Origin of the sequence: Bradyrhizobium sp. B124 (assembly GCF_038967635.1) — a bacterium.
Lineage (GTDB): Bacteria > Pseudomonadota > Alphaproteobacteria > Rhizobiales > Xanthobacteraceae > Bradyrhizobium.
Genome location: NZ_CP152413.1, coordinates 8408904 through 8435411, shown reverse-complemented (window position 1 = coordinate 8435411; position 26508 = coordinate 8408904). Strand labels below are relative to the sequence as shown.

The 26508-nt window shown below is 65.1% G+C and carries 23 protein-coding genes; 15 read left to right on the top strand and 8 right to left on the bottom strand.

Going from position 1 to position 26508, the window contains the following annotated elements; translation table 11 throughout:
• The 5 genes from AAFG13_RS39515 to AAFG13_RS39495 are packed head-to-tail and all read left to right on the top strand — an operon-like array spanning position 1 to position 4584.
• On the top strand, positions 1–1254 hold the full coding sequence (locus AAFG13_RS39515) for an ABC transporter substrate-binding protein (protein ID WP_212311311.1): 1254 nt from the start codon (positions 1–3) through the stop codon (positions 1252–1254).
• Positions 1255–1270: 16 nt separating this feature from the next.
• Positions 1271–2140: a branched-chain amino acid ABC transporter permease gene (locus AAFG13_RS39510; RefSeq protein ID WP_092124918.1), complete on the top strand. Its 870-nt coding sequence runs from the start codon at positions 1271–1273 to the stop codon at positions 2138–2140.
• Positions 2140–3126, top strand: coding sequence for a branched-chain amino acid ABC transporter permease (locus AAFG13_RS39505; protein WP_212311312.1), 987 nt, complete (start codon positions 2140–2142; stop codon positions 3124–3126). The genes AAFG13_RS39510 and AAFG13_RS39505 overlap by 1 nt, the downstream gene beginning before the upstream one ends.
• An 11-nt stretch (positions 3127–3137) precedes the next feature.
• On the top strand, positions 3138–3887 hold the full coding sequence (locus tag AAFG13_RS39500; RefSeq protein ID WP_212311313.1) for an ABC transporter ATP-binding protein: 750 nt from the start codon (positions 3138–3140) through the stop codon (positions 3885–3887).
• Positions 3880–4584, top strand: a complete 705-nt coding sequence (locus AAFG13_RS39495; RefSeq protein ID WP_212311314.1) for an ABC transporter ATP-binding protein — start codon at positions 3880–3882, stop codon at positions 4582–4584. The genes AAFG13_RS39500 and AAFG13_RS39495 overlap by 8 nt, the downstream gene beginning before the upstream one ends.
• Positions 4585–4845: 261 nt before the next feature.
• Here AAFG13_RS39495 and AAFG13_RS39490 read toward each other — a convergent pair whose 3' ends face one another.
• The 4 genes from AAFG13_RS39490 to AAFG13_RS39475 form a co-directional block, all read right to left on the bottom strand.
• The gene (locus tag AAFG13_RS39490; RefSeq protein ID WP_342708636.1) at positions 4846–5679 is read right to left on the bottom strand and encodes an IS5 family transposase; all 834 of its coding nucleotides are present in this window, start codon (positions 5677–5679) and stop codon (positions 4846–4848) included.
• Positions 5680–5875: 196 nt separating this feature from the next.
• Complete coding sequence (locus tag AAFG13_RS39485) at positions 5876–7819, bottom strand: alkyl sulfatase dimerization domain-containing protein (RefSeq protein ID WP_342710344.1); 1944 nt, start codon at positions 7817–7819, stop codon at positions 5876–5878.
• Positions 7820–7869: 50 nt separating this feature from the next.
• On the bottom strand, positions 7870–9690 hold the full coding sequence (locus AAFG13_RS39480) for an NAD(P)/FAD-dependent oxidoreductase (RefSeq protein ID WP_342710343.1): 1821 nt from the start codon (positions 9688–9690) through the stop codon (positions 7870–7872).
• Positions 9691–9739: 49 nt separating this feature from the next.
• The gene (locus tag AAFG13_RS39475) at positions 9740–10984 is read right to left on the bottom strand and encodes an acyl-CoA dehydrogenase family protein (protein ID WP_342710342.1); all 1245 of its coding nucleotides are present in this window, start codon (positions 10982–10984) and stop codon (positions 9740–9742) included.
• Positions 10985–11087: 103 nt separating this feature from the next.
• On the opposite strand from AAFG13_RS39475, the gene AAFG13_RS39470 reads away from it, so the two are divergent.
• Positions 11088–11876, top strand: coding sequence for an IclR family transcriptional regulator (locus AAFG13_RS39470; RefSeq protein WP_342710341.1), 789 nt, complete (start codon positions 11088–11090; stop codon positions 11874–11876).
• A 96-nt stretch (positions 11877–11972) separates the two neighbouring features.
• On the top strand, positions 11973–12953 hold the full coding sequence (locus AAFG13_RS39465; protein ID WP_212311319.1) for a tripartite tricarboxylate transporter substrate-binding protein: 981 nt from the start codon (positions 11973–11975) through the stop codon (positions 12951–12953).
• Between the two features lie 27 nt (positions 12954–12980).
• On the opposite strand, the gene AAFG13_RS39460 is transcribed toward AAFG13_RS39465, so the two are convergent.
• The 4 genes from AAFG13_RS39460 to AAFG13_RS39445 form a co-directional block, all read right to left on the bottom strand.
• Complete coding sequence (locus tag AAFG13_RS39460; protein ID WP_212311320.1) at positions 12981–14144, bottom strand: GGDEF domain-containing protein; 1164 nt, start codon at positions 14142–14144, stop codon at positions 12981–12983.
• 120 nt (positions 14145–14264) lie between these two features.
• A complete protein-coding gene (locus AAFG13_RS39455) occupies positions 14265–15368 on the bottom strand; it encodes an ABC transporter ATP-binding protein (RefSeq protein WP_342710340.1) in 1104 nt (367 codons plus the stop codon).
• 15 nt (positions 15369–15383) lie between these two features.
• Positions 15384–16415 carry an extracellular solute-binding protein gene (locus AAFG13_RS39450; protein WP_342710339.1) on the bottom strand — a complete coding sequence of 344 codons (1032 nt, stop codon included), beginning with the start codon at positions 16413–16415 and terminating at the stop codon, positions 15384–15386.
• Between the two features lie 20 nt (positions 16416–16435).
• Positions 16436–18178: an iron ABC transporter permease gene (locus tag AAFG13_RS39445; protein ID WP_342710338.1), complete on the bottom strand. Its 1743-nt coding sequence runs from the start codon at positions 18176–18178 to the stop codon at positions 16436–16438.
• Between the two features lie 679 nt (positions 18179–18857).
• Here AAFG13_RS39445 and AAFG13_RS39440 point away from each other — a divergent pair.
• From AAFG13_RS39440 to soxA, 8 genes are all read left to right on the top strand, one after another.
• Positions 18858–20267, top strand: coding sequence for an MFS transporter (locus AAFG13_RS39440; RefSeq protein WP_342710337.1), 1410 nt, complete (start codon positions 18858–18860; stop codon positions 20265–20267).
• Positions 20268–20421: 154 nt separating this feature from the next.
• A complete protein-coding gene (locus AAFG13_RS39435; RefSeq protein WP_342710336.1) occupies positions 20422–20871 on the top strand; it encodes a (2Fe-2S)-binding protein in 450 nt (149 codons plus the stop codon).
• A 10-nt stretch (positions 20872–20881) separates the two neighbouring features.
• A complete protein-coding gene (locus AAFG13_RS39430) occupies positions 20882–23092 on the top strand; it encodes a molybdopterin cofactor-binding domain-containing protein (RefSeq protein ID WP_342710335.1) in 2211 nt (736 codons plus the stop codon).
• Between the two features lie 57 nt (positions 23093–23149).
• Positions 23150–24421, top strand: coding sequence for an NAD(P)/FAD-dependent oxidoreductase (locus AAFG13_RS39425; protein ID WP_342710333.1), 1272 nt, complete (start codon positions 23150–23152; stop codon positions 24419–24421).
• Between the two features lie 13 nt (positions 24422–24434).
• Positions 24435–24863, top strand: a complete 429-nt coding sequence (gene soxX, locus AAFG13_RS39420; RefSeq protein ID WP_342713505.1) for a sulfur oxidation c-type cytochrome SoxX — start codon at positions 24435–24437, stop codon at positions 24861–24863.
• A 3-nt stretch (positions 24864–24866) separates the two neighbouring features.
• On the top strand, positions 24867–25331 hold the full coding sequence (locus AAFG13_RS39415; RefSeq protein ID WP_342710332.1) for a SoxY-related AACIE arm protein: 465 nt from the start codon (positions 24867–24869) through the stop codon (positions 25329–25331).
• Positions 25331–25651: a thiosulfate oxidation carrier complex protein SoxZ gene (gene soxZ / locus AAFG13_RS39410; protein ID WP_342710331.1), complete on the top strand. Its 321-nt coding sequence runs from the start codon at positions 25331–25333 to the stop codon at positions 25649–25651. The genes AAFG13_RS39415 and soxZ overlap by 1 nt, the downstream gene beginning before the upstream one ends.
• Positions 25648–26421, top strand: a complete 774-nt coding sequence (gene soxA, locus AAFG13_RS39405; RefSeq protein WP_212311329.1) for a sulfur oxidation c-type cytochrome SoxA — start codon at positions 25648–25650, stop codon at positions 26419–26421. The genes soxZ and soxA overlap by 4 nt, the downstream gene beginning before the upstream one ends.
• Positions 26422–26508 lie beyond the last annotated feature (87 nt).

Sequence of the window (26508 nt, the reverse complement as noted above, 5' to 3'; positions counted from 1 at the left end):
ATGACAGGGGACCGCAAGCCGTCGGCCATTAATAATGCCGCGCCGACCAAGGCCTCACGGACAAAGCTGAACCGCCGCAAGTTCCTGGTCAAAACCGGCGGCGTGCTCGCGGCTGGCGCATTCGGCGCCGTCCCGCTGCGCGGCTGGGCCGCCGACCCGATCAATATCGGCGCGCTCTATCCGAGCACCGGCAGCATGGCGCAGATCGGCGTCGGCTGCGTCGCAGCAGCCAAGCTCGCGGTCGACATGGTCAACGAAGACGGCGGCATCAAGTCGCTCGGCGGCGCCAAGCTCAACCTCATCGTCTCCGACGTGCAGAGCGACACCACGGTGACACGCACCGAGACCGACCGGCTCATCACCGGCAACAAGCTGTCGGCGATCCATGGCTGCTACGCCAGCGCGCTGACCCTGATCGCAAGCGAAGTCTGCGAGCGCGCCAGGGTTCCGATCATCACCGGATCGAGCTCCGACCAGCTCAACAAGGGACGCACCTACACCTTCACGCCGTTCGCGCGCGCCTCGCAATTCGCCAAGGCGCAGTTGCAGATGGCCAAGCTCGTCAGCGACCAGGCCAAAGTCGCCGTCATCTTCGAGAACACCGCATTCGGCACCTCGACCTCGAACGGGCTGAAGGAGCTGGCGCCCGGCGAAGGCGTCGAGATCGTGATGTTCGAGCCCTACTCGGCCGGCTTCACCGATGCGAGCCCGCTGATCAACAAGGTCAAGGCCTCCGGCGCCAACACGCTGTTCTCGCTGTCCTATCTCAACGACCTCATCCTGATCGTGCGCACGGTGAAGCAGGTCGGGCTCAACATCGCGATCAATGGCGGCTCGGGCGGCTTCGTGATGCCGGACTTCTACAAGAATGTCGGCAAGGCCGCCGAAGGCCTGCAGGGCGTCGCGCACTGGAACCACGACGTCAACGACGATGCGCAGAAGGTCAACGCCGAGTTCAAGAAGCGCACCGGCGAGTTCGCGTTCGAATATGCCGGCGGCCTGGTCGCGCAGACCTTCATGCTGGCCGACGCGCTGGAGCGCGCCGCCTCCGCCGATCCGAAGAAGGTGCGCGAGGCACTCTCGACACTCGACGTCTCCTCGGGTTACGCGGCGATGGCCCCGGGCGGCAAGGTGAAGTTCGGCCCCGACGGCAAGAACGTCTATGGCCGTCCGGTCGGCGTGCAGTGGCAGAACGCCGATCTCGCCAGCATCTTCCCCAAGGAAGACGCCCGCGCCCCGCTGATGAAGACCTGAACCGCGGTCGCATCGCATGTGGGAGACATTGGCCCAGGCTGTCATCAACGGCCTGCTCATCGGCGGCATCTACGCGCTGGTCAGCATCGGCGTCACGCTGATCTTCGGCGTGGTCAAGATCGTCAACTTCGCCCAAGGCGAATTCGTGATGATCGGGATGTATATCTCGTTCTTCCTCGCCACTCAGTTCGGCATCGATCCGCTGGTCTCGCTGGTGGTCTCGATGCCGGTGCTGTTCCTCGCCGGCGTCCTGATCCAGCACTTCCTGATCCGCAGGGTGCTCGGGCCGAACGACATGCCGCAGATCTTCCTGACCTTTGCGCTGTCGCTATTGCTGCTCAATCTCTCGCTGATGCTGTTCAGCGCCAATTACCGCACCGTCCATACCTCCTATTCGGATGAAGCGTGGCACATCGGCGGGCTGTACATTCCGGTGGCGAAACTGATCGCCTTCGCGGTCGCGATGGCGCTCAGCGGGCTGCTCTGGGTGTTCCTGCACACCACCGATCTCGGCCGCGCCATGCGCGCGGCGTCGCAGAACCGCGACGTCGCGATGCTGATGGGGATCAATCCCAACCGTGTGTTCGCGGTCGCGTTCGGCACTGCACTGGCGCTCGCTGGTGCCGCCGGCTCGCTCTTGATGCCGTTCTATTCGGCCTATCCATTCGTCGGCCAGGTGTTCGTGCTGATGGCGTTCGTCGCCGTCGTGATGGGCACGCTCGGCAATGTGATGGGCGCGCTGGTCGCGAGCCTGATGATGGGCGTGGCGGAATCGCTCGGTATCCAGTTCGTCGGCGCCGATTCAGGCCTGATCGTGGTGTTCGCGCTGCTGCTGTTGACACTTGCCTTCAGGCCGAGCGGGCTCGGCGCCAGGAGGGGCCGCTGATGCTGACCTCCGGCAACATGAAATGGCTGTGGCTCGCTATCGGGGCCGCCGTCATGCTCGTCCTGCCCCAGCTCGTCACCTCGTCTTTTGCGATCGACATCTTCATCCGCATCCTGCTGTTCTCCTTCATCGGCGTCGCCTGGAACCTGATGGGCGGCTATGCCAAGCAGCTGTCGCTCGGTCACGCAGCCTATTTCGGGCTCGGCGCCTACACCTCGACCATCATGCAGGTGAACTACGGCATCTCGCCCTGGATCGGGATGATCGCGGGCGGCGTGGTCGCGATGCTGGCGAGCCTGCCGATCGGCTGGCTCTGCTTCCGTCTGCGCGGCCCCTATTTCACCATCGCCACCATCGCGACCGCCCAGGTGCTGATGCTGATCTTCCTCAAGTTCCGCGACTTCGCCTGGGGCGCCGAAGGCACCACGATCCCGAACCTCGGCAGCGCGCCGCTGATGATGCAGTTCGAGGAGAAGTCGTCGTACTACTACGTCGTGCTTGGCCTGCTCGTGGTCGGCCTGTGGATCACACACCAAATCGAGAAATCCTGGATCGGCTACTACCTCGTTGCGATCGGCGAGGATGAGGATGCGGCCGAGGCGATCGGCGTCAACGCACCGAAGGTCAAGCGCGACATCTACATGATCAGCGCGTTCCTGACCGCGCTCGCTGGCACCTTCTACACCCAGTACATCTACTTCATCGATCCCGCGACCGCGTTCAGCTTCAGCGTCTCGATCGAGGCCGCGCTGGTCTCGATCGTCGGCGGCATCGGCACGTTGTGGGGCCCGGTGATCGGCACCGTGCTGCTGGAGACAACTTCCGCGCTGCTGCAAAGCTGGCTCGGCAGCTCGGTCGGCGGCATCCAGCTCACCGTCTACAGCCTGATCCTGATGGCGGTGATCCTGTGGCGGCCGACCGGGCTGATCGGATTTGCGACCGATATCTATCACCGCTATGTCCGGCGCAAGCCGGCGCGCGCCTGAGGGCCGTTGCGATGGCGGAAGCACTGGTCATCAAGGGTCTCAGCAAGCGCTTCGGCGGCCTGCGCGCGGTGCAGGACGTCAGCTTCACGGTGCAGGAGAACGAGACGGTCGCGCTGATCGGGCCGAACGGCGCCGGCAAGACCACGAGCTTTCATTTGATCACGGGATTTCATCGGCCGGACTTCGGATCGGTGCTCGCCTTCGGCCACGAAGTCGTGGGCTTACGGCCACACGACGTCTGCGCGCTCGGCCTCGCCCGCACCTTCCAGGTGGCGAAGCCGTTCGGCGCGATGACGGTGCTCGCCAATGTGATGACCGGCGCCTTCCTGCGTGACCGCCATGTCGCCGCCGCACGCAACAAGGCGCTTGAGGCGATCGAGTTCGTCGGCCTCGGCGCCAAGGAGCAGACGCCGGCCAAGGATCTCACCACCATCGACCAGCGCCGGCTGGAGATGGCCCGCGCGCTGGCGACCCAGCCACGGATCCTGCTGCTCGACGAGGTGATGGCCGGGCTCAACCCGGCCGAGATCGACCAGGCGGTGGCGCTGGTGAAGAAACTCTCGGCGCGCGGCCTGACAATCGTGATCGTCGAGCACGTGATGCGCGCGATCATGGCGGTGGCCCGTCACATCGTGGTGCTCGACCACGGCCAGAAGATCGCCGAGGGTACGCCAAAGGAGATAGTGGAGAATCCGGAAGTGATCCGCGCCTATCTCGGCTCCTACGTGCATCCGCCGGCGCAGGGAGACGCCCATGCTTGAGCTCTCCCGCGTCAGCGCCAGCTACGGCTCGGTCCCCGCCATCACCGACGTCAGCATCTCCATCGGCGAGGGCGAAGCCGTCGGCCTGCTGGGGGCCAACGGCGCTGGCAAGAGCACGACGCTGCGCGCCGTCTCCGGCCTCGTGAAACTGTTCGCCGGCAAGGTCACCTTCGACGGCGTCGACCTCGCGACGCTGCCGCCCTACCGCATCCCCGAGCTCGGCATCGCGCATGTCCCGGAAGGCCGCCAGGTGTTCCCGGAAATGACGGTACAGGAAAATCTTGAGATCGGCGCCTACACGCCGAAGGCCAAGGCGGATCGCGGGCGCACGATGGAGCTCGTCTACAGCATCTTCCCGCGGCTCGCCGACCGCAGGAAACAGCTCGCCGGCACCATGAGCGGCGGCGAGCAGCAGATGGTCGCGGTCGGCCGCGGGCTGATGCTGAAGCCCCGCCTGTTGATGCTGGACGAGCCTTCGCTGGGCCTTGCGCCTGTCATGACCGACGTCACCTTCGAGAAGATCGCCGAGATCCACAAGATGGGCACCGCGATCCTCTTGGTCGAGCAGAATGTCAGCCGCGCGCTGTCGCTGGTGCAGCGCGCCTATGTGCTGGAAAGCGGCAACGTGATCATGCAGGGAACAAGCGCTGAACTCGCCAACAACAAGCAGGTGCAGGCGGCGTATCTCGGGATTTGACAGGCCCAACTATCGAACCGTCATCCCCGCGCAAAGGCTTCGCCTTTTGTCGCTGGAGGTGCGAGCGGAGCGAGCCTCGAAGGATGAATCGGCCACCAGCCGGGCCGTCGACCCTTCGAGACGCGCTACGCGCTCCTCAGGGTGACGGTGGCGGAGTTGCTCGATCCCGCGACGGATGGATTGCTTCGTCGCTTTGCACCTCGCAATGACGTGGCCACATCTGAATGTCCCGTCATCCTGAGAGTCTGACTCATAATGCCGTCAATCGCTATGAGCGGCGGCAAGTCTGCGGGTCAGGAGCCTGATGTGGGCGAGGAGTAACCATGCGACTTCGGTGGCTGTGGCGGCCTCGAAGTCCTTGGCGAGACGTCGACATCTGCCGAACCAAGCGAATGTCCGTTCAACAACCCATCGGCGCGGCAGCAGCTGGAAGCCTTTGACGCCTTGAGGCCGCTCGACGATCTCGATGGTCCATGGACCGCAGTCCGAGAGGGCGTCGAGAAGCTGCTTCCCACGATAGATCCGATCGGCAAAAACGTGTCCCAGCCGAGGGAATTGCGTCCGTACCATCTTCAGCAACGGTACCGCACCATGGCAGTCCTGGACGTTGGCCGGATGCACATGAACTCCGAGGAGCAGGCCATTGGTGTCGGTCACAATGTGCCGCTTGCGGCCGTAGATGCGCTTCCCCGCGTCGTAGCCACGAGGCCCGCCGGCCTGCGTGGTCGGCGCACTTTGGCTGTCGATCACGGCAGCTGTCGGCTTTGAAGCACGTCCCAGCTTTTTTCGCGCCCGCTGAACAAGAACGCTGGCGATCTTCTGCCATCGACCCGTATCTCGCCACGCGTAAAAATAACCCTGCACCGTCGAATAGGGTGGGAACTCCTGCGGCAGTGCCCGCCACTGGCATCCTGTCGATAGAATGTAGAGAACCGCCTCCACAACACTACGAAGATCGGTTCGGCGCGGTCGGCCACGCCGGTGTGCTCGCGGCAGAAGGCGCCTGATCAGCCTCCATTCCGCATCTGTCATATCGCTTGCATAACGCAGGTCGTCCCGCCGATATTGCTTTCGAGTGATTTCAGTCCAGGGCATCGTGATCTCCTTCGAATCTTTGCAAATCCGATGGAATCACACCTCGCTGGGATCACTCACCCCCATTTATCAGTCAGGCTCTGAGGTGTGAGCGGAGCGAGCCTCGAAGGATGCACGGCCACCAGCCGGGCCGTCGACCCTTCGAGACGCGCGTTCCGCGCTCCTCAGGGTGACGGTTGCAATTCTGCGCGCGGCACTACGTCACCACTGTCCGCTTCGGCTCGACGATCTCGAACATCCGCGGGAATTCGTCCATCAGCATCATCAATTCGCCGAGCCGCAGCGGCTCGCCTGATACCTTGACCTTGCCGGCGCCGACGGCGTCCGGGAACGTGGTCAGCTTGGCGATCACCTCGTCCAGCACGCTGCGCGCCAGCGTGAAGCTGGCGTGCGCATCGGCGGCCTGCGCGCCCTTGACGTAGGTCAGGGCCGAGTTCTCGAGGTTGAGCACGAAGCTCTCGCCCGTATCGGTAAAATTCCAGTTCAGCACGATGCGCTTGCCTTCGGCCTTGGGGCCGTTGAGGCGGACGCCGAGCACGTCCCAGAGCTGCTCGGTGCGGAGTGCAGCCAGCGTCTCGCGCGGCATCGGCGAGCGCGGCGGCGTCTTCGGCATGCCCTGCCGCAGCTCCTGGGCGCCGAACAGATAGGCGTTGCGCCAGGTCGAGCTCTCGGCGGCATAGCCGAGCTGCTCGAACGTGTCGGCCAGCAACGCGCGCGCCGCCTGATTATCAGGCTCGGCGAACACGAGGTGGCTGACCGCCTGCGCCACAAAACGGAATTCACCCTTGGCGAAATCGGCGGTGGCGCGTTTCAGGATCGCGTCGGCGCCGCCCATATACTCGACATACTTCTTGCCGGCATCGACCGGCGGCAAGGAATCGAGGTTGACCGGATTGGCGTCGTACCAGCCGAGATACTTCTGGTAGATCGCCTTCACATTGTGCCTGATGTGGCCGTAATAGCCGCGGCCGTGCCAGGCGCCTTCGAGGCTCGAGGGCAGCCGGATCGTCTCGGCAATCTCGGCCGCATTGAGGCCGTGGTTCATCAGCCGGATGGTCTGGTCATGCGCGTATTTATAGAGATCGCGCTGCTGGCGGATCATGGTGTCGATCCGCTCCCGCCCCCACACCGGCCAATGATGCTGGCCGCACATCGCCTCGGCCTTGCCGCCCCACATCTGCAACGCCTCGCCGAGATATTTCGACCAAGCCAGCGCATCGCGTACATCGGCGCCGCGGAACGGCAGCAGGTTGTGGAAGTTGTGCGTGCAGTTCTCCGCGAGGTTCAAGAGTTTGTAGCGCGGAATGAAGAAGTGCATCTCGGCCGGCGCTTCGCTGTTCGGCGCCATCTGGAATTCGAACTCGACGCCGTCGATCACGCGCTTGTCGCCGGTCGCGATGATCAGATCGGTCGGCCGCAGCAGCGCCACACCGCCCGCCGCCATTGTCTTGCCCAAGCCGCAATCGACCTGGCCGCGCACGCCCTTGGCAAGGAACGGTCCGAACTGGTATTGCGCGCGGCGCAGCATCGCCGGCCCTGCGATGATGTTCTCGGAGACCGCGTGCTCCATGAAGAAGTTCGGCGCGATGATCGGCACGCCGGCCGCCAGCATGGCGTCGTCGAGCACGCCGCGCGCGCCGCCCCAATGGTCGGTGTGGGTATGGGTGAAGATCACGGCGGCGACCGGCCGCTTGCCGCGATGCTGGAAATACAGCTCCATCGCGGCGCGTGCGCCCTCGATCGAGGTCAGGGTGTCGACCACGATGACGCCCTTCTCGCCCTCGATCAGCGTCATGTTGGCGATGTCGAGCCCGCGCACCTGGTAGACGCCCGGCACCACCTCGAACAGGCCGTGATGCATGTTGAGCCGCGATTGCCGCCACAGGCTCGGATCGACGGTCGCAGGCGCCTTCTCGTCGGAGAGGAAGCCGTAAGGCTCGAGGCTCCAGACCACCCTGCCCTGGGCCGAGGTGACGCGCGCGTTCTCGATGGTGCCGAGGAAGCCGCGCGCGGCATCGTCGAAATCCCTGGTATCGGCGAACGGCAGCGCTTTCAGCGTTGCTTCATGCTGCGCGATGACCGGCGCGGATGCCGCCTTCGGAACTTCGTGCGACGTCTCACCTGCGGTTGTCTGGGTCATACTCAGGCACTCCCTCATCTGGCAGAAAATCAGTCCCGATCGCGCATCCCTCAGCGGAATTGCACGCCTTCGAACTGGCCGCTGCGGCGCCAGCCGTCGATGTATTTGAAGTAGGCCAACGCGCCCGCCGGATAGCCGACATTGAGCTTGGCGGCAGGCCCGGGCTCGCGTCCCTCGTTGTTGTAATAGCCGGGCGTGCAGTCGGGCCCGCCGATCATTCGGCCGACCGCCGTCAGCAGCAGCTCGACCCAGCGATCCTCGGCTTCCTTGCTGACTTCGATTTCCGTGAAGCCGTTGTCCCGCGCATGAGCGACCATCAAGGCGATGGTGCGCGCCGCTTCCGTCAGGTTGTGCGGCACGTTGGAAATGAGGTTGGCGCCCTGCGTCGGCTGCACGAAGAACACGTTGGGGAAGCCATGCACGTGGATGCCGTGCTTGGTGCGCATGCCCGCGGCCCAATGCTCCGACAGCTTCAAGCCGTCGCGGCCGGTCAGATCGAAGCCCGCGCGCCTGCGATACTCGGTCCCCACCTCGAAGCCCGACGCGTAGATGATGCAGTCGAGCTTGTATTCCTTGCCCGCGACCACGATCCCGTTCTCGGTGATCTCCTCGACACCCTTGCCGTCAGTATCGATCAGATGCGTGCCGGGTGTGTTGAACGCCTGAAGATAGGCGTCATGGAAGCATGGCCGCTTGCAGAGCTGGCCGTACCAGGCCTTGAGGTTTCTGGCCGTCTCCGGGTCGCCGACGATGGCGTCGACCCGGTTGCGGATCTCCTCCATCTTCTCGAAGTCGGAATCCTCGAAGACCGCCCGCATGTTTTCCACGGTCCGCTGCTCGCGCGGCAGCAGCATCACCTTGGCGCGGATCCGCTTCGACAGGTCGGTCCAGCCGTCCTGCACCAGGTCTTCCTCGGCCGATCCACCGGCCTGGTTGGCGGTGAAATTCTCCAGCCAGCGCTGTTGCCAGCCCGGCGTTGCGATATCGGCGAACCAGTCCGGATCGATCGGTCCATTGCCGCGCACGTCGACCGACGACGGCGTGCGCTGGAACACGTAGAGTTCCTTGCAGGCGCGCGCGAGGTGCGGAATGCACTGCACCGACGTTGCGCCGGTGCCGATGATGCCGACGCGCTTGTCGGCAAGCTTGTCCATCAGCGCGCCCTTGGGATCGCCGCCGGTGTAGTCGTAATCCCAGCGGCTGGTATGGAACGAGTGGCCCTTGAAGCGCTCGATGCCGGGAATGCCGGGCAGCTTCGGCACATGCAGCGGGCCGGTGCCGATTCCGACATATTGCGCGGTGAAGGCGTCGCCCCTGGTGGTGCGGACGATCCAGCGCGATTGCGCCGCGTCCCAATCGAGGCTCGTCACCTCGGTGTGAAACAATGCATTGTCGTAGAGATTGAACTGCCGGCCGATGCGCTGGCAATGCGCCAGGATTTCGGGCGCATGCGCGTATTTCTCCGACGGCATGTGGCCGGTCTCTTCGAGCAGCGGCATGTAGACCATCGACGCCGTGTCGCACTGCGCGCCGGGATACCGGTTCCAGTACCAAGTGCCGCCGAAATCGCCGCCCTTCTCGACAATGCGGACATCCTTGACCCCGGCCTCGGTCAGCCGTGATGCAGTGGCGAGCCCGGCAAAGCCACCGCCGATGAAGGCGAAGGTGACGTGATCGGTCTTCGGCGCGCGCTCCACCACCGGCGTGTAGGGATCCTCGAGATAATGCGCGAGCTGGCCCTTGATCTGGAGATACTGGTCATTGCCGTCGGGACGCAGCCGCTTGTTGCGCTCCTCCTGATATTTCAGGCGCAGCCGCTCCTTGTCGATCGCGGCTGGCTTTGCGTCTCGGGCTTGCTCGGTCATCGTCATCGGAACGGCGCCTCGTTTCAAGATCATTCGGTGGACACTGTAGCGCCGCTCAGGCGGGATGGGCAGCAAGATAGGGCGAATTAGCGATCGACCATTCCGGCATCGGCTCCATCCGGAAGATCTGCCGCAAATGCACCTCGTCGGGCCCGTCGCCGATCCGGAGCAGGCGTCCCCACGCCAGCGCCTGATGGATCGGCGTATCGTCTGAGCCGCCCATCGCCCCGAACACCTGCATCGCGCGGTCGGCGATCTTTTGCAGCATCGCGGGCACCGCAACCTTGATCAGCGAGACGTCGCGCCAGGCGCCGTGATGGCCGGCCTGATCGAGCCGCCAGGCGCAGCGCCAGGCGAGCAGCCGCGCCTGCTCCAGCTCGACGCGGGCTTCAGCGATCCAGCGCTGGACGGTGTCGTACTGGATCACGGTACGCCCGAATGCACTGCGCTCCGCGGCACGCGCCATCATCAGCTCGATCAGCAGCTCGCAGAGCCCGATCGAGCGCATGCAATGGTGGATGCGCGCCGGGCCGAGCCGGATCTGCGCGACCTTGAAACCCTCGCCCTCGGCGCCGAGCAGATTTTCGACCGGCACGCGTACATTGTCGAACACCAGCTCGCCAATCGGCGCCGTATGATCTTCGCAACCCATCCAGCGCAGCCGCCGCACCAGCCGCACGCCGGGCGCATCCATCGGCACGATGATGCAAGAATGCCGGCTGGTGCGCTCGGCGCCGGCATCGGTCACGCCCATCACGATCAGGAAGCTGCAGCGCGGATGCGCAGCACCGGTGATGAACCATTTGCGGCCGTTGATGGTGTAGTGGTCGCCGTCGCGCACCATCCGCGTTGCGATGTTGGTGGCGTCGGATGAGGCGACATCGGGCTCGGTCATGCCGAAGGCGGAGCGCGTCTCGGCGTTGAGCAGCGGCGCCAGCCAACGCTTCTTCTGCGCCGGCGTCGCGCAGGCCTGTAACGCGATCATGTTCGGCACGTCGGGCGCCTGGCAGTTGAACACCTCCGGCGCCCAGAACAGCCGGCCCATGATCTCCGCCAGCGGCGCGTAGTCGAGATTGGAGAGGCGCGTGCCCGGTTCATCGTCCGCCAATTCGGGCAGACCGAGATTCCACAGGCCCGCCGCACGGGCCTGTTGCTGCAGCTCGGTCATGAACGGCGGCGTGTCGCTGTGCTCGCGGACATGGTCGAGCCAGACGCGATGGCGCGGCAGCACCGCCTTCTCGAAGAAGGCCAACAGATCTTGCCGCCAGCGTTCCGACCGTTTGGACAGATCGAAATCCATGCCGCCTCCCGTCTTTTGGCCGGGAGATAAACCCACATCGAAACGATTTGCAAATTCATTTCGATATATTGACATCTCTATCTGTTCTGGACCATTATTTCGTATGACGGCATTGTCCTCTCTCGAATCCCAGGCGGATCCCTCCTTTGCGACCACCCTGGCGCACGGGCTCGATCTGCTGGCCGCCTTCCGCAACCACACCGGCCCGCTCTCGAATGCGGAGCTTGCCGAGCACACCGGCCTGTCGCGGCCGACCGTTTCGCGCCTGACCTACACGCTGGAGCAACTCGGCTATCTCAGGCGCGACGCCAAGGGCCGCTTCGTGCTCGGGCTCGGCGTGCTTGCCGCCGCCTATCCGGTGCTGTCGTCGCTGAAGGTCCGCCAGCTCGCGCGTCCGCTGATGCGCGATTTCGCTGCCTATACCGGCGGCACGGTGTCGATCGCGATGCCGTTCGGGCTCGACTTCATCTATGTCGAAACGCTGCGCACGACGGACGCGGTGCCGCACGTGCCTGACGTCGGCTTTGTCTCCTCGCTGGCGCCGACTGCGGTCGGGCGCGCTTTGCTGTCGCTGTTCACGAAGGACGAACTCGACGCCTATGTCGCGCGCGTGAAGGCCGAGCGCCCAGAGGAGCTCGACTACGTCGAACGGCGCACGCTGCCGGACGTCGAGCTCTGCAACGAGCGCGGCTTCGCGGTCTCGCTCGGCGAATGGCGACGCGAGATCTTCGGCGTCGCCGCCCCGCTCTATCGCACGCCCGCCGGCGAGTGCCTGTCGGTCAATTGCGGCATCCCCTCGTTCCGCTTCAGCGCCGAGCAGATCGAGCGCGAATGCGGGCCGCGCATGCTCGGGCTCGCCCGCAGCATCCGCTCGCTGGTGGCCAACGACTAGGGCATGATCCGGAAAAGTGTGAAGCGGTTTTCCGAAGAGATCACGCATTAAAGGTACGCATCACGCAGACGATGCGGCAGATATGGGGAGGGGGATATGCGCGGCATCGCAACCGCCATTCGACTGCTCGCGACCATCGCATCCGGCCTGCTGGTTAGCGCCGGCGCCAACGCGCAGGACAATTATCCGAGCCGGCCGATCCACATCATCGTGCCCTACCCTGCCGGCGGCATCGTCGATATCGTCGCGCGCGCCGTGACCGAGCAGGTCGGCCGCGACTGGAAGCAGACCGTCGTGGTGGAGGCACGGCCCGGCGGCAACAGCAATATCGGCACATCAGCCGTCGCACGCAGCGAGCCGGATGGCTACACCTGGGTCGTCACCGGCCCCGCGCTGCTGGTCAACCCGGATCTCTACAAGGACGCCGGCTGGAACGCGGCAAGGGATTTCAGGTGCGTCGGCCTCGCGGTGTGGAATCAGAGCGTGGCGCTAGTGCACCCGTCGATGCCGGTGATGAGCATCGGTGAATTCGTCGAGCTGGCCCGCAAGCAGCCCGGAGAGTTCAATTTCGGCAATCCCGGCACCGGATCGTCGATCGACCTCAGTGCGCAAAAACTGTTTCAGGCCGCCGGCATCAAGCTTACCAATGTCGGCTACAAGGGCCAGCCGCAAGCGCTGATCGACCTGATGACCAACCTGATGCATTTCGAGATCGTCTCGCTCGAGCTCGCGCTGCCGCACATCAAGGCCGGCAGCGTCAAGCCGCTCGCGGTCTTCACCGACAAGCGCGTCCCCGACCTGCCCGACGTCCCGACCATCGCGGAAGCCGGCTTTGCCGAGGCCGCCTACGTTCCCTGGTACGGCATCTACGTGCCGGCCGCGACGCCGGCGCCGCTGCTTGCGAAGATCAACGCGGCGATCAACAAGGCGTTGCAGAATCCCGACGTGCAGCGCCAGCTGTCGCTCGCCAACATTCCGGGCAAGCCGATGTCGCTCGATGAGCTCGCCGCGCTGATGAAGGCCGATCAGCAGAAGCTGACGACCGTGATCAAGACCTCGGGAATGGCGCTGCAGTAGATTTTGGTTTGCATCATTCCAAGGACGTCAGGCGGCGCGCTGGCGGCTGCGATCGTCATCGACGCGTGCCGGCTCGGCCGCGAAGACGTAGCCGCCGCGACGCTCCTTCGCCCGATACAGCGCCGCGTCGGACCGGGACAGCAGCGCCTCAACCGTCCTGCCGTGGTCCGGCGACAGGGCAATGCCGATGCTGGCCCCGATGACGATCTCATGATCGCCTACCTGATAGGGCGCGCTGACCGTGTCGAAGATTCGCTGCGCCATGGCTTCGGCATCGCCGCGGGACTGCGGCGCGCCCTGCAGCAGAATGAATTCATCGCCGCCCATACGGACGACGAGATCGGATCGGCCGGCAAGCGACGACAACCTTGCCGCCACCTGCCGCAGCAGGGCATCGCCGACCGGATGGCCAAAGCGGTCATTGGCTGCTTTGAAATGATCGAGATCGATGGCGTGGACCGCGACCATCGCGCTGCCGCGTTGCGCGATGATCCCGGCGAGGTCGGTGGCAAGCACCGAGCGGTTGAGCAGGCCGGTCATGGGGTCCAGCCGCGCGAGCTGCTCGAACTTCCGCTTCAGCGACATCTGGTTCAGCGTGTTGTCGTAGGACAGACGAACCATCTCGACGCCCGCGACGATGAAGACCAGGAACATGACGCTGAGCGCGACATGCGGCACATCCGACCCCTTCATGAAGCTCGCGACGACCGCAGGTAGACCCACCGCCGCGAAATCCAGGATCGCCACCAACGGCCGCAACGACAGCCGCGCCACGATCCCGGCGCTGAAGCCAAAGGCAATGCCGACCGCCATGACCAGACAGATTGCGTCACCGACGAACAGGCTCCGGCCGGCAAACAACCCGATGATCAAGGCCGCGGCGACGCTGCCGACCGCGTAGCGCCATTCCCAGACCACGGCCTCAGCCCGGTCGCGCAGCGGCCTGCGGCGTGTTTCGGTCCGGAATGCGAGCACGCCGAGCAGCCGTACCACGGCGACGACGACGCCAGCGATGGTCAGCGCCGCGGAGAGGCGGTCCCCGGTCGCGCTGACCGAGATCGCGCCGACAATCGCCAGACAACCGCCTGCAATCAGGATCGGAACCGTGGTCCCATAGAGATTGCCGATAACCTCCAGATAGACAGCATCGGAGATCGATGCGGCGCCAGACCTGAATCTTCCGAACTGCATGGTCTCCCCCGATACGACCGGCAGCATATCGGATGGACGTAAAGGCACCGGGGTCCAGATCGCTAAAATTGAATCGATTGCGTCGCGTTCAGGAAATATTAACTGCGTCCCGCGGCGCCACTAATCATGCGATGGCGGCCCATTGTCACGGTAGGCCCACAGGCATTCGCGCGGCAGCGCGACCTGCGCCGCGACGCCGACCTGATGGCGCGCGGCGGTGCCGAGCTCGATCGCCTCCAGCCGTTTGCCGAACAGCTCGAGGCCGTAGGCGGTCTGGGTGCCCTGGTAGCGCCGGTCGAGCACCTTCGCTGAAAACGTGTTGGCGCCATCGGGCCGGCCGATCGCGATGTTCTCGGGCCGCAGCGCCACCCGCACCTTCTCGTCGGGCTTTAGCGCCTGGAACAGCGCGACCTCACCCTGCCGGCCATCGCCGAAATCGACCACGCCATAGCCGCCTTTGCACGCGACCAGCGTGCCGGCGAGCTCGTTGGTCGCGCCGGTGAAATTGGCGACGAACAGATCGGCTGGACGGTTGTAGATCACGTCGGGCGTGTCCATCTGCAACAGCTTGCCGTCGCGCATCACGCCGATCCGATCGCCGAGCACGACCGCCTCGGCCTGATCATGGGTGACATAGAGCGCGGTCATGCCGGTCTGCTTGAGGATGACGCGGAGGTCGTCGCGCAGCCGCAGGCGCAGTTTGGCATCGAGATTCGACAGCGGCTCGTCAAGCAGCAAGAGTTGCGGCCGGTACACCATGCTGCGTGCCAGCGCGACGCGCTGCATCTGGCCGCCTGAGAGCGCCACCACCGGCCGGTCGGCATAGTCGGACAGCCCGACCAGCGCCAGCGCGTCGTCGACCATGCGCGCGGCATCGGTGCGCCCGATCGTCCGGTGCTTCAGCGGATAGATCACATTCTGCCGCACCGTCATATGCGGCCACACCGCATACGATTGGAACACCATGCCGAGGTTGCGCAAGCGCGGCGGCACGAGAATGCCGCGCGCCGGTGACGACACCACCCGCCCGGAAATGCTGATCTCGCCATCGGTCGGATGCTCGAGCCCCGCGACGCAGCGCAGCGTCGTGGTCTTGCCGCAACCGGACGGCCCGAGCAGCACCACGATCTCGCCGGCCGGCACGCCAAAGCTGACGCCATCGATCGCCGGGCGGCCGATCGCAAACTGCTTCCTGAGATCGCTGACCTCGAGCGTTGCCGTCATCGCTGCACCATCAGCCTATTGCCGGTAACCGAACGTCTTGTCCCACTCCGCCACCCACGCCGCATGCAGCTTCACATACTCGTCGAACTTCGGGTACCAGAGCTTGACCACCTTGGGATCGAACCCCTCCGGAAAGGCCGGCGGCTCCTTCAAGGAGGTGAGATTGCCGAGCTCCTTGATCATGAAGGTCTGTCCTTCCTTCGACAGGCACCAGTTCAAGAACAGCTTCGCCGCATTGGGGTGGGCGGCTGTCTTCGGGATGCCGCTCGCATAGGGATTGACCGGCGCGCCCTCGGGCGGAAAGAAAATCTCGATCGGCGCACCGTCCTTCTTCTTCTGGTAGATCACGTTGTAGAGCAGCGGCGCGATCGCGATCTCGCCGCGCACCAGCGCGTCGGCCGTCGGCGCCCCGGAGGGATACAGCACCGGATGGGTGGCGGCCTGCCTCGCCCAGTAGTCCTCGCCGAGCACCTGGCGCTCGAACATGATCCGGGTCCAGGTGGTGCCGCCGGACTGCGCGAACACCTGCCCGATCAGCTTGTCATATTGCGGCTTGGTCAGGTCCATCCACGATTTCGGCGGATCCTTCACCAGCTCGGTGTTGTAGCCGATCGACCAGGCGATGGTGGCGCGTGGCCACAGCTTCGGCGAGATCAGCGCGTCCTTGCTGTAATCGGCCGCGTTCGGCGGCGCATAGTCCTGGAACAGATCCTCCAGCGGCTGCATCAGCGCGCGATCGGAGTGATCGACGACGTCGGCGATCAGTTTGCCGGCCGCGGCTTCGGTCTTCACACGGGTGATGAGCTGCCCGCCGGGCGCGCGCACCATCTCGACCGTGATCTCGGGAAAGCGTTTGTTGAACGCCTTGATCACCTGCTGCTCGATCTCGGCAAAATTCGCCGTGTAGAATACGAGCTTGCCTTCGGCCTTCGCGGCCGCGATCAATTCGGCCGAGCCGAACTCCTGCGACCGCGCGGCCTGCGCCAGCGTTGCGACGCTCGCCAAGGCCAGTGTCAAGGCCAGTGTGGTGAAGGTTCGTCTGTCCATCGCCAATCCTCCCCTTATTGTTATCCGGTCCGCGCCACGTTGCCCTGCGCCGCCCCACGCGACAGCCAGTTGGCGCCGCCGATCAGGACGCCGAGCAGCACGGTCTGCACCAGGCTGAAGGCCGCGGTCTTGCCGATGTTGCCGCCCTCGTAATAGTCGAGCAGCAACACCGACATCACCATGGTGTTGCTGGTGTAGAGGAACAGCGACGAGCCGAGCTCGCGGATCGCCAGCACGAACAGCAGCGTCATCGACGCCAGCACGCCCGGCCGCGCCAGCGGCAGCACGATCGTCCTGATGGTGCCGAGCATGCCCCGGCCGCAGACCCAGGCGGCCTCCTCGAGCTCGCGATGGATCTGCAGGAACGAGGTCGACAGCGCCTTCACCGTATCGGGCATGAAGCGCGCGATGAAGGCGAGCGCGAGAATCCAGATCGTGCCGTAGAGCCCGCCGGGCACGCCGATCCAGGCCCAGAGATAGGCGACGCCGACCACGAGCCCGGGGATCGCGACCGGCAGCGTCGAGATCAGGTCGATGGCGCCGCGTCCGGCGACGCGGGTGCGATGGATCGTGTAGCCGATCGCAAAGGCGAGCGCGCCGCCGACGACAGCGGTGATGACACCGACCTCGATCGCGTTGTAGATCGACTTCATCGTCAGCGGATTGTCGAAGATGCTCTCGAAATGCGTCAGCGAGTATTGCCGCATGTCGAACAGGCTCGCGGCGTCGCGGATGAACATGAACTTGCGGAAGGCGGCGACGATCAGCGCCAGCGACGGCAGCACCACGACGATGATGAGATAGACGACCCCGAGCGCGAAGGTGAGCCAGCGCCATGACCCGAGATCGAGGCTGCGCGGCCGGAACGCCTTGCCCGCAACGGTGGTGTAGCTGCGCCCGCTGAGCAATTTCTGCTGCAGATAGACCAGGAGCCCCGTCACCATCATCAGGATGATCGCAACCGCCGCTGCGGTGTTGTAGAGCGGCGGCGACCAGTTGGTGAGCTTGAAGATGTAGGTCGTGAGCACGCTCAGATTGGTCGGCGCGCCGAGCACGGCCGGGATGCCGTAGATGCCGAGCATCACGATGAACGACAGCAGCATGCCCGAGACGATCGCCGGCATGATCAGCGGAAACGTCACCGTGAACAGGGTGGCGAACGCGCTGGCACCGGAGATTTCCGCGGCCTCCTCCAGGCTCGGGTCCATGTTGCGCAGCGCCGACGATGTGAACATGTAGACATAGGGCGCGTAGTAGATGCCGAACACGAACACCAGGCCCCACATCGAATAGAGATCGATGCGCAGGTCGGATCCCATCCACTTGAACATCGTGTTGATCAGCCCGGTCTTCGGCGAGCCGAGGATGGCCCAGGCCACGCCGGCCACCAGCGGCGGCGCGAACAGCGGCAGGACGCTGGCCGCGGCGATGAAGCCCTTGAACGGCGTGTTGGTGCGAACCACGATCCAGGAGAAGAACAGCCCGATCGCAACCGCGATCACCGTGCCGCCGCCGCAGGCGATCAGCGTGTTGAGCAACGCCTCGCCGACATTCGGATTGGCGAGCACGGCGAGGAAATTCGCGATCGACAGATGGCTCAGGCTGAGACGGATGCCGTCGACCACCGGGTTGGTGTCGGTGAGCGCGCCGAGCAGCAGCATCAAGACGGGATAGATGACGAGGAAGCCGAGGATCGCCAGCAGCGCCGCGACCCAGAGGCCGGTGAATGCGCGGCGCCGGGTTCCCTCCCTGGCGCTTCGCATGGCTTCGCTGCGCCGGTCGGTCTGTCCGTGCAATGCGCGCGTCCCCTCTTGCGGCCCGATCTGACGTCGCGCCTGCTTGTATGCCAAGCGTAGTCGATCGCGACCGTGACGCAAGCTATCCGAAAGTCGCTCCGGCGCGCTAATGTGACACAGCGCGGGAGCACGAATTCGATTGATCGCGCTCACGCGCTGCAAACTGAGTGTCGTCCCTGCGAAAGCAGGGACCCATAACCACTGGGTTGCGTTGTGAGAGTGAGCTGCGGCCCCGGCGTCACGCGACAACCAGCATTGGGGGTGATGGGTCCTGGCTTTCGCCAGGACGACGATGAGGATGGTTCTCGCGCGATACGACGTACTTCATCTCGGTGTCATCGCCCGGCTCGACCGGGCGATCCAGTATTCCAGAGACGCCGGCGCTTGAATCGAGAAGCCGCGGCGTACTGGGATCGCCCGGTCGAGCCGGGCGATGACAGTTGAAGTGGAGACGCAGCTCCGCATTCTAGCGACATGGGTTGCCCGAGCTTTGCTCTTCGTTCCGCCCCTCACCCCGAGACCGCCCCCACGGCCGCAGCCGGCCTGCGCGTCCGGCAAGGCCGCTTCGCATATGCATCATGCAATGGCGCGGCTGGGGAATGGGATGCCGCCGTAGTACATGGCGGTCTCGGAGACATTTTCAGGCATGCTCGAGAAGACCCCGACCACCGCGGCAACGGCGCCGATCACCGATGGATTGCCGGATGGATTGCCTTGGGAACGGAGGCGCTGGGCAGTAGCCGCGATCTTCACCGCGCTGGCGATGGCCTCGCTCGATACCGCGATCGCCAACATCGCGCTACCCGCGATCGCCAGCGATCTGCATGTCAGCCCTGCGGAAGTGGTCTGGGTCGTCAACGTCTATCAGATCGCCCTGGTCGCCACGCTGCTGCCGCTCGGTGCGCTCGGCGAAATCGTCGGCCACCAGCGGATCTACATCGGCGGCCTCCTGCTGTTCACATTCGCGTCACTCGGCTGTGCGCTGGCGTGGTCGCTGCCGAGCCTCCTGGTCGCGCGCACCTTGCAGGGGCTCGGCGCCAGCGGCCTGATGAGCGTCAACACCGCGCTGGTCCGCTTCGTTTATCCGAGCCGGATGCTCGGCCGCGGCTTCGGTCACAATGCGCTCGTGGTCGCGAGCGCCATGTCGCTCGGGCCGACCATCGCCTCCGGCATCCTCGCGCTCGGACCGTGGCCCTGGCTGTTCGCCGTCAACATTCCCTTCGGCATCGTCGCGTTGCTGATCGGCATGAAGACGCTGCCGAAGACGCCGCGCGCCACCCACGCCTTCGACTTCGCCGGTGCGGCGCTGGCCTGCGCCTGCCTCGGGCTCTTCATCATCAGCATCGGCAGCGCCGCCCACAAGGCGGCGCCTACGCTTGTCATCTCGGAGTTTGCCGGCGCCCTCCTGTTCGGCTGGATCCTGACCCGGCGGCATGCCGATCATCCGGCGCCGATGCTGCCGATCGACCTGTTCCGCCGTCCGATCTTCGCGCTGTCGGCCGCGACCGCCGTCTGCTCATTTGCTGTGCAGGGCCTCGCCTTCGTGTCGCTGCCGTTCTACTTCGAGGACATTCTGCACCGCTCGCAGGTCGAGACCGGCTTCTTCATGACGCCCTGGCCGCTGGTGGTCGCCTTCATGGCGCCGATCGGCGGCCGGTTGTCGGATCGCTATCCGGCCGGCATCCTCGGCGGCATCGGCATGCTGCTGCTGGGCGTTGGCATGGTGCTGCTCGCGACCCTGCCGACCGAGCCCGGCATCGCCAACATCGTCTGGCGCACCATGATCTGCGGCATCGGTTTCGGCTTCTTCCAGACCCCCAACATGAAGGCGATCATGTCGAGCGCGCCGTCGCATCGCAGCGGCAGCGCCAGCAGCATCGTTGCGACCGCGCGGTTGACCGGACAGACCGCCGGCGCTGCGCTGGCCGCGCTCTGCTTCGCACTCGCCGATCGCGAGGGCGCCACCGTCGCGCTGGCGCTGGGTGCCGGATTTGCCGCGCTCGGCAGCGTCATGAGCTTCCTGCGTTTGGCCGTCGCCTCACCGCAAAAGACATGACAGGCATGTTGCGCGCGCAGGGGCGCGACCATACACCGCGCCATCAACTTTCTTCCGCACTGCAAGCGCATTTTCTTGATTTGAACCGTTCCAGTTTCAAGGCCAACATCGCCCCGAAGTCCGATCGGAGGATCGGACCATTCAGGGGATCGCGATGGCAAACCTCAAAATCAACGGCAAGACGATCAATGTAGACGTCGAGGACGACACGCCACTTTTGTGGGCGATTCGCGAGAACGTCGGACTGACAGGGACCAAATACGGCTGCGGTATTGCACAGTGCGGCGCCTGCACCGTGCATGTCGACGGGGTCGCGATGCGCTCCTGCGGCGTGACGGTGAACGAAGTGGCCGGCAAGGACATCACCACCATCGAGGGCCTCGCGGCGGGCGGCGTGATGCACAAGGTGCAGCTCGCCTGGATCGCGAACGACGTGCCGCAATGCGGCTATTGCCAGAGCGGCATGATCATGGCGGTCGCGGCGCTCTTGAAGGAAAACCCGAAGCCGACCGACGACGACATCAACGACGCCATCACCAATATCTGCCGCTGCGGCACCTTCCAGCAGGTGCGCGAGGCGATCCATGCTGCCGCGAACGCGTGAGGAGGCAGCCATGAATCTGCAAGTCAACCAGCACGCCATGCCAAAGCTCTCTTCTCGGCTGAACCGCCGCGCCTTCGTGATCGGCACGGCAACCGCCGGCGCCGGCCTCGCGCTCGGCCTCGATCTGCCGTTCGGCGGTCCCTCCGTGGTGCGCGCCGCCGACGGCGCACCTGAAGTCAACGCCTGGGTCGTGATCCGGCCCGACGACACCGTGGTGATCCGCATCGCCCGCTCCGAAATGGGCCAGGGCACGCTGACCGGCCTCGCCCAGCTCGTCGCCGAAGAGCTGGAGTGCGACTGGTCGAAGGTCACCACCGAATTCCCGACGCCCGGCCAGAGCGTCGCCCGCAAGCGCGCCTGGGGCGATTTCTCGACCGGCGGCAGCCGCGGCATCCGCACCTCGCAGGACTATGTCCGCAAGGGCGGCGCCACCGCGCGCGTGATGCTGATCCAGGCCGCCGCCAATGAGTGGAAGGTGCCGGCCACCGAGTGCAAGGCCGCGAACAGCGTCATCACGCACGCGCCGTCGGGCAAGACCACGACCTACGGCAAGGTTGCGGAAGCCGCGGCCAGGCTCGAGCCGCCGGCCGACGTCAAGCTGAAGGACCCGAAGGACTGGACCATCGCCGGCAAGGGCCTGAAGCGGCTCGACACCGTCGATAAGACCACCGGCAAGATGACCTACGGCATCGACGTCAAGCTGCCCGGCATGCTGAACGCCGCGATCAAGGACTGCCCGGTGTTCGGCGGCAAGCTGAAGAGCTTTGACGAAGCCAAGATCGCCGGCATGAAGGGCGTCAAGAAGGTGGTGCCGGTCGGCAACAGCGCCGTTGCCGTCGTCGCCGACACCTGGTGGCACGCCAAGACCGCGCTGGACGCGCTGCCGATCGTCTGGGACGAAGGCGACAATGCAAAGGTCTCCAGCGAGACGATTGCGAAGTGGCTTGCCGAAGGGCTCGACAATGCGCAGCCGGCCTATGTCGGCAACCAGAACGGCGATGCAAAGGCAGCCATTGCCGGTGCGGCCAAGAAGGTCGAGGCGGTCTACAGCTATCCCTACCAGAACCACGCCACGATGGAGCCGATGAACGCCACCGTGCTCTACACACCTGACAAATGCGAGGTGTGGTGCGGCACGCAGAATGGCGAGGCGGCGTTCGCGGCGGCGCTTGAGGCCTCCGGCCTGCCGGCCGATAAAGTCGACGTGCACAAGCTGATGCTCGGCGGCGGCTTCGGCCGGCGCGGCATGACCGACTATGTCCGACAGGCGGTGGCGATCGCCAAGCAGATGCCGGGCACGCCGATCAAGCTGTTGTGGTCGCGCGAGGAGGACATGCAGCACGGCAAGTATCACCCGATCACGCAGTGCAAGCTGACCGGCGCATTCGATGCCGACAACAATCTGGTCGCGCTGCACTACCGGCTGTCGGGTCAGTCCATCCTGTTCTCGGTGCGCCCGGAAGCGCTGCAGAACGGCATGGACCCCGCCGCGTTCCAGGGCGTCGCGCAATCCGGCGAGGCCGCGATCGGCTATTCGGTGCCGAATTTGCTGGTCGAGCATGCGATGCGCAACCCGCACGTCCCGCCGGGCTTCTGGCGCGGCGTCAACGTCAATCACAACGCGATCTACCTGGAGTGCTTCATGGACGAGCTGGCCCAGGCTGTCGGCCAGGACCCGCTCGAATTCCGCCGCAAGCTGATGGGCAAGCACCCCAAGCATCTCGCCGTGCTCAACGCCGTGGCCGAGAAGATCGGCTGGGGCACGCCGGCGCCGCAGCGCGTCTATCGCGGCATCGCGCAGGTGATGGGCTATGGCAGCTATGTTGCCGGCGCCGCCGAGATCTCGGTGACCGACGGCAGCAAGATCAAGGTGCATCGTATCGTCGCCTCCACCGATCCCGGCTATGTCGTCAACCCGGCGCAGGTGGAGCGGCAGATCGCGGGCTCCTTCGTCTATGGCCTCAGCGCGCTGTTCTATGGCGGCTGCACCGTGAAGGACGGCCGCATCGAGCAGACCAATTTCGACACCTACAACTCGATGCGCATCAACGAAATGCCGAAGGTGGAATCGGTGATGGTGCCGAGCGGCGGGTTCTGGGGCGGCGTCGGCGAGCCGACCATCGGCGTTGCCGCGCCGGCGGTGCTCAACGCCTATTTCGCCGCGACGGGAAAACGCATCCGTACTTTCCCGCTGCGCAACCAGAACATCTCTTTCGCCTGATCAAACCAGAAGCGGCGGCCGGACCGGCCGCCGCTTCCTTTTTCCGGATTCTCGTGCATGGCCGTCACGCGTCATCCGACGCGCAGGGATGTGGTCCGTGGCGCCGCTGTCGTCGCAGCGGCGGCCTTGGCGCGTCCGGCGCTGGCGCAAGGCGCGCCGCGCATCGCGGTGATCGGCGGCGGTTTTGGCGGCGCGGTCTGCGCGCGGGCGCTGCGGCGGCTTGATGCAAAACTCCAGGTCACACTGATCGAGCCGAGCAAGGTCTTCACCGCCTGCCCGTTCAGCAACGAGATGATCGCAGGCCTGCGTGAACTCTCGGCGCAGCAGTTCAGCTACGACAAGGTTGCGGCCGACGGCATCACGGTCGCCGCACAGGCGGCCACCAAGGTCGATGCGCAGGCGCGCACCATCACGCTCTCCGATGGCACAACGCTATCCTATGACCGGCTTGTGCTCGCCCCCGGCATCGACATGCGCTTCGACGCCCTCTCCGGCTATGACGAGGCCGCCGCCGAGAAGATGCCGCATGCCTGGAAGGCCGGCGCGCAGACCCTGCTGCTGCGCAAGCAGCTCGAGGCCATGGACGATGGCGGCCTCGTCGTGATCGCGGTGCCGGCCGCGCCGTTGCGCTGTCCGCCGGCGCCTTACGAGCGCGCCAGCCTGATTGCGCATTACCTCAAGGCCAGCAAGCCGAAGTCGAAGATCCTGGTGCTCGACGCCAAGGACAATTACTCGCAGCAGAAGCTGTTCGAAAAAGCCTGGGCGGAGCTCTATCCCGGCATGATCGAGCGGATCGCCCTGTCGCAAGGCGGACGGGTGACCTCGGTCGATCCGGCAACCAACGAGATCGTCACCGACTTCGGCAACTACACCGCCGCAGTCGCCAATGTGATTCCGCCGCAGCGGGCCGGCCGCATCGCGGAGATCGCGGGCGCCGCCGACCATACCGGCTGGTGCCCGATCGATCCCGTGACCTTTGCCTCGAAGCTGGTGCCCAATATCCACGTGATCGGCGACGCCGCGATCGCGGGCGGCATTCCGAAATCCGCTTCCGCTGCGGCGGCGCAAGGCCGCGCCTGTGCGGCCGCGATCGTCAATTCGCTCGCAGGCAAGGCGCCGGAGACACCGCGGCTCGACGGCGCCTGCTACAACACAGTCGCGCCGGGCTACGCGTTCTCTTTGAAGGGCATCTATCAGCCCAAGGAGGATCAGTACGCCGAGGCCGAGGTGAGCACGAGCCCGGTCGACGCGCCGCGCGAGGTTCGCCAGCGCGAGGCCAACCAGGCGATCGACTGGTTCAGGAGCATCACGGGAGACGCCTTTGGCTAGGCTCGCTCTCACAATAGTCTTCGCCGCAGAACTGCTCGCGACCTGCGCGTCCGCCCGTGCCGAGGAACTGCGGCCCTACACCGTGGTCGGCGATGTGATTCCGCAACCGCTGACGGGAAGCAAAGGCGACGCAACCCGCGGCCGGGCGCTGATCGTCGAGCGTTCCTCGACTTGCATCCTCTGCCACAGCGGCCCATTTCCCGAGCAGGCGTTCCAGGGTGACCTCGCGCCGAACCTCACCGGCAGCGGCAGCCGCTGGTCGGAAGGACAATTGCGGCTCCGGCTGGTCGATGCATCACACCTCAATGCGACGACGATCATGCCGTCCTACTATCGCGTCGGCGGGCTTACGCGTGTCGGCGCCTCATGGCGCGGCAAGCCGATCCTGTCGGCGGAGCAGATCGAGGATATCGTGGCCTACCTGGTAACGTTGCGAGAATAGAGCATGGCGAATTCAAACCACACCACACGCCGCACGGTTCTGGGCCTCGCCGGAGGCGCCGCAGTGTTGGTGATCGTGCGCCCTGTCGACGCAACGCCGGCGATGCTGTCGGCCGCGATCCGCAATGTCGTCGGCGAAGCCAATGTGCGGACCGGCAAGGTCAAGCTCGACATCCCGCCGCTGGTCGAGAACGGCAACACGGTGCCCATGACGGTCAGCGTCACGAGCCCAATGACGGCGGACGAGTATGTGAAGAGCATCCACGTCTTCAACGAGAAGAACCCGCAGCCGAATATCGGCAACTTCTATCTCTGGCCGCGCGCCGGACGCGCGCAAATATCGACCCGCATCCGCCTCGCCGACAGCCAGAAGGTGACCGCGATCGCGCGGCTGTCCGACGACACGTTCTGGTCGGCAACCGCTGACGTCGTGGTGACACTCGCCGCCTGCACCGAGGAGGCGATCTGATGCCGTCGGCCCTGATCAACGTGCCGGCCAAGGCCAGGCGCGGCAGCGTCATCGAGATCAAGACGCTGATGTCGCACATCATGGAGACCGGCTACCGCCACACCGCGTCGGGCGACGTGGTGCCGCGCGACATCATCACGAGCTTCATTTGCCGCTTCAACGGCACCGAGGTGTTTCGCGCCGATTTGTTTCCCGCGATCGCGGCCAATCCGTTCATCACCTTCTTCACCATGGTGACCGAGAGCGGCAAGTTCGAGTTCGAGTGGATCGGCGACAAGGGATTTTCGGAGACCGCGCAGGCTTCGATCACGGTCGAATGAAGATTGCGGTCTGCATCGCGCTGCTGACGGCGATGGCGGGCGCGGCACTCGCCGCGGAGATTCCGCTATCCGAGCGCCGCTCCGGCTACAGCTTCATGAGCCCGGATACCAGGGCGATGCAGGACGAGGACACCGCCAATCCCGGCATGCTGTTCGTGCTCGACGGCGAGGCGCTGTGGACCCGCAAGGCCGGCAGCGCGGACAAGGCCTGCGCCGATTGTCATAACGATGCGCGGGTCAGCATGAAGGGCGTCGCGGCGCACTATCCGGCCTTCGAGAAGGCGCTGGGCAAGCCGGTCGACATCGAAGCGCGGATCAATCTTTGCCGCACCAACCACCAGCAGGCCTCGCCGTTCGCCTATGAAAGCCGCGAGCTGCTGGCGCTGACCGCTTATGTCGCGCAGCAGTCACGGGGAATGCCGATCGCGGCCACAGACGATCCGGAACTGGCGCCATTCGTCGAGAAGGGCCACGCGCTGTTCATGCAGCGGCAGGGCCAGCTCAATCTCGGCTGCACCAACTGCCACGACGACAATTGGGACAAGAAGCTCGCGGGAAGCGCGATCACGCAAGGACAGCCCACCGGCTATCCGCTGTACCGGCTTGAATGGCAGTCGCTCGGATCGTTGCAGCGGCGGCTGCGCGCCTGCATCACCGGCATCCGCGCGCAAGCCTATGATTATGGGTCGCCCGAGCTGGTCGAGCTCGAGCTCTATCTGATGTCGCGGGCGCGCGGCATGCCGGTCGAGACGCCGGCGGTCAGGCCGTGATTGCACACGACGCCATCCACGTCATTGCGAGCGAAGCGAAGCAATCCATTGCTTCTGGCTGTACCGGAAGATGGATTGCTTCGTCGC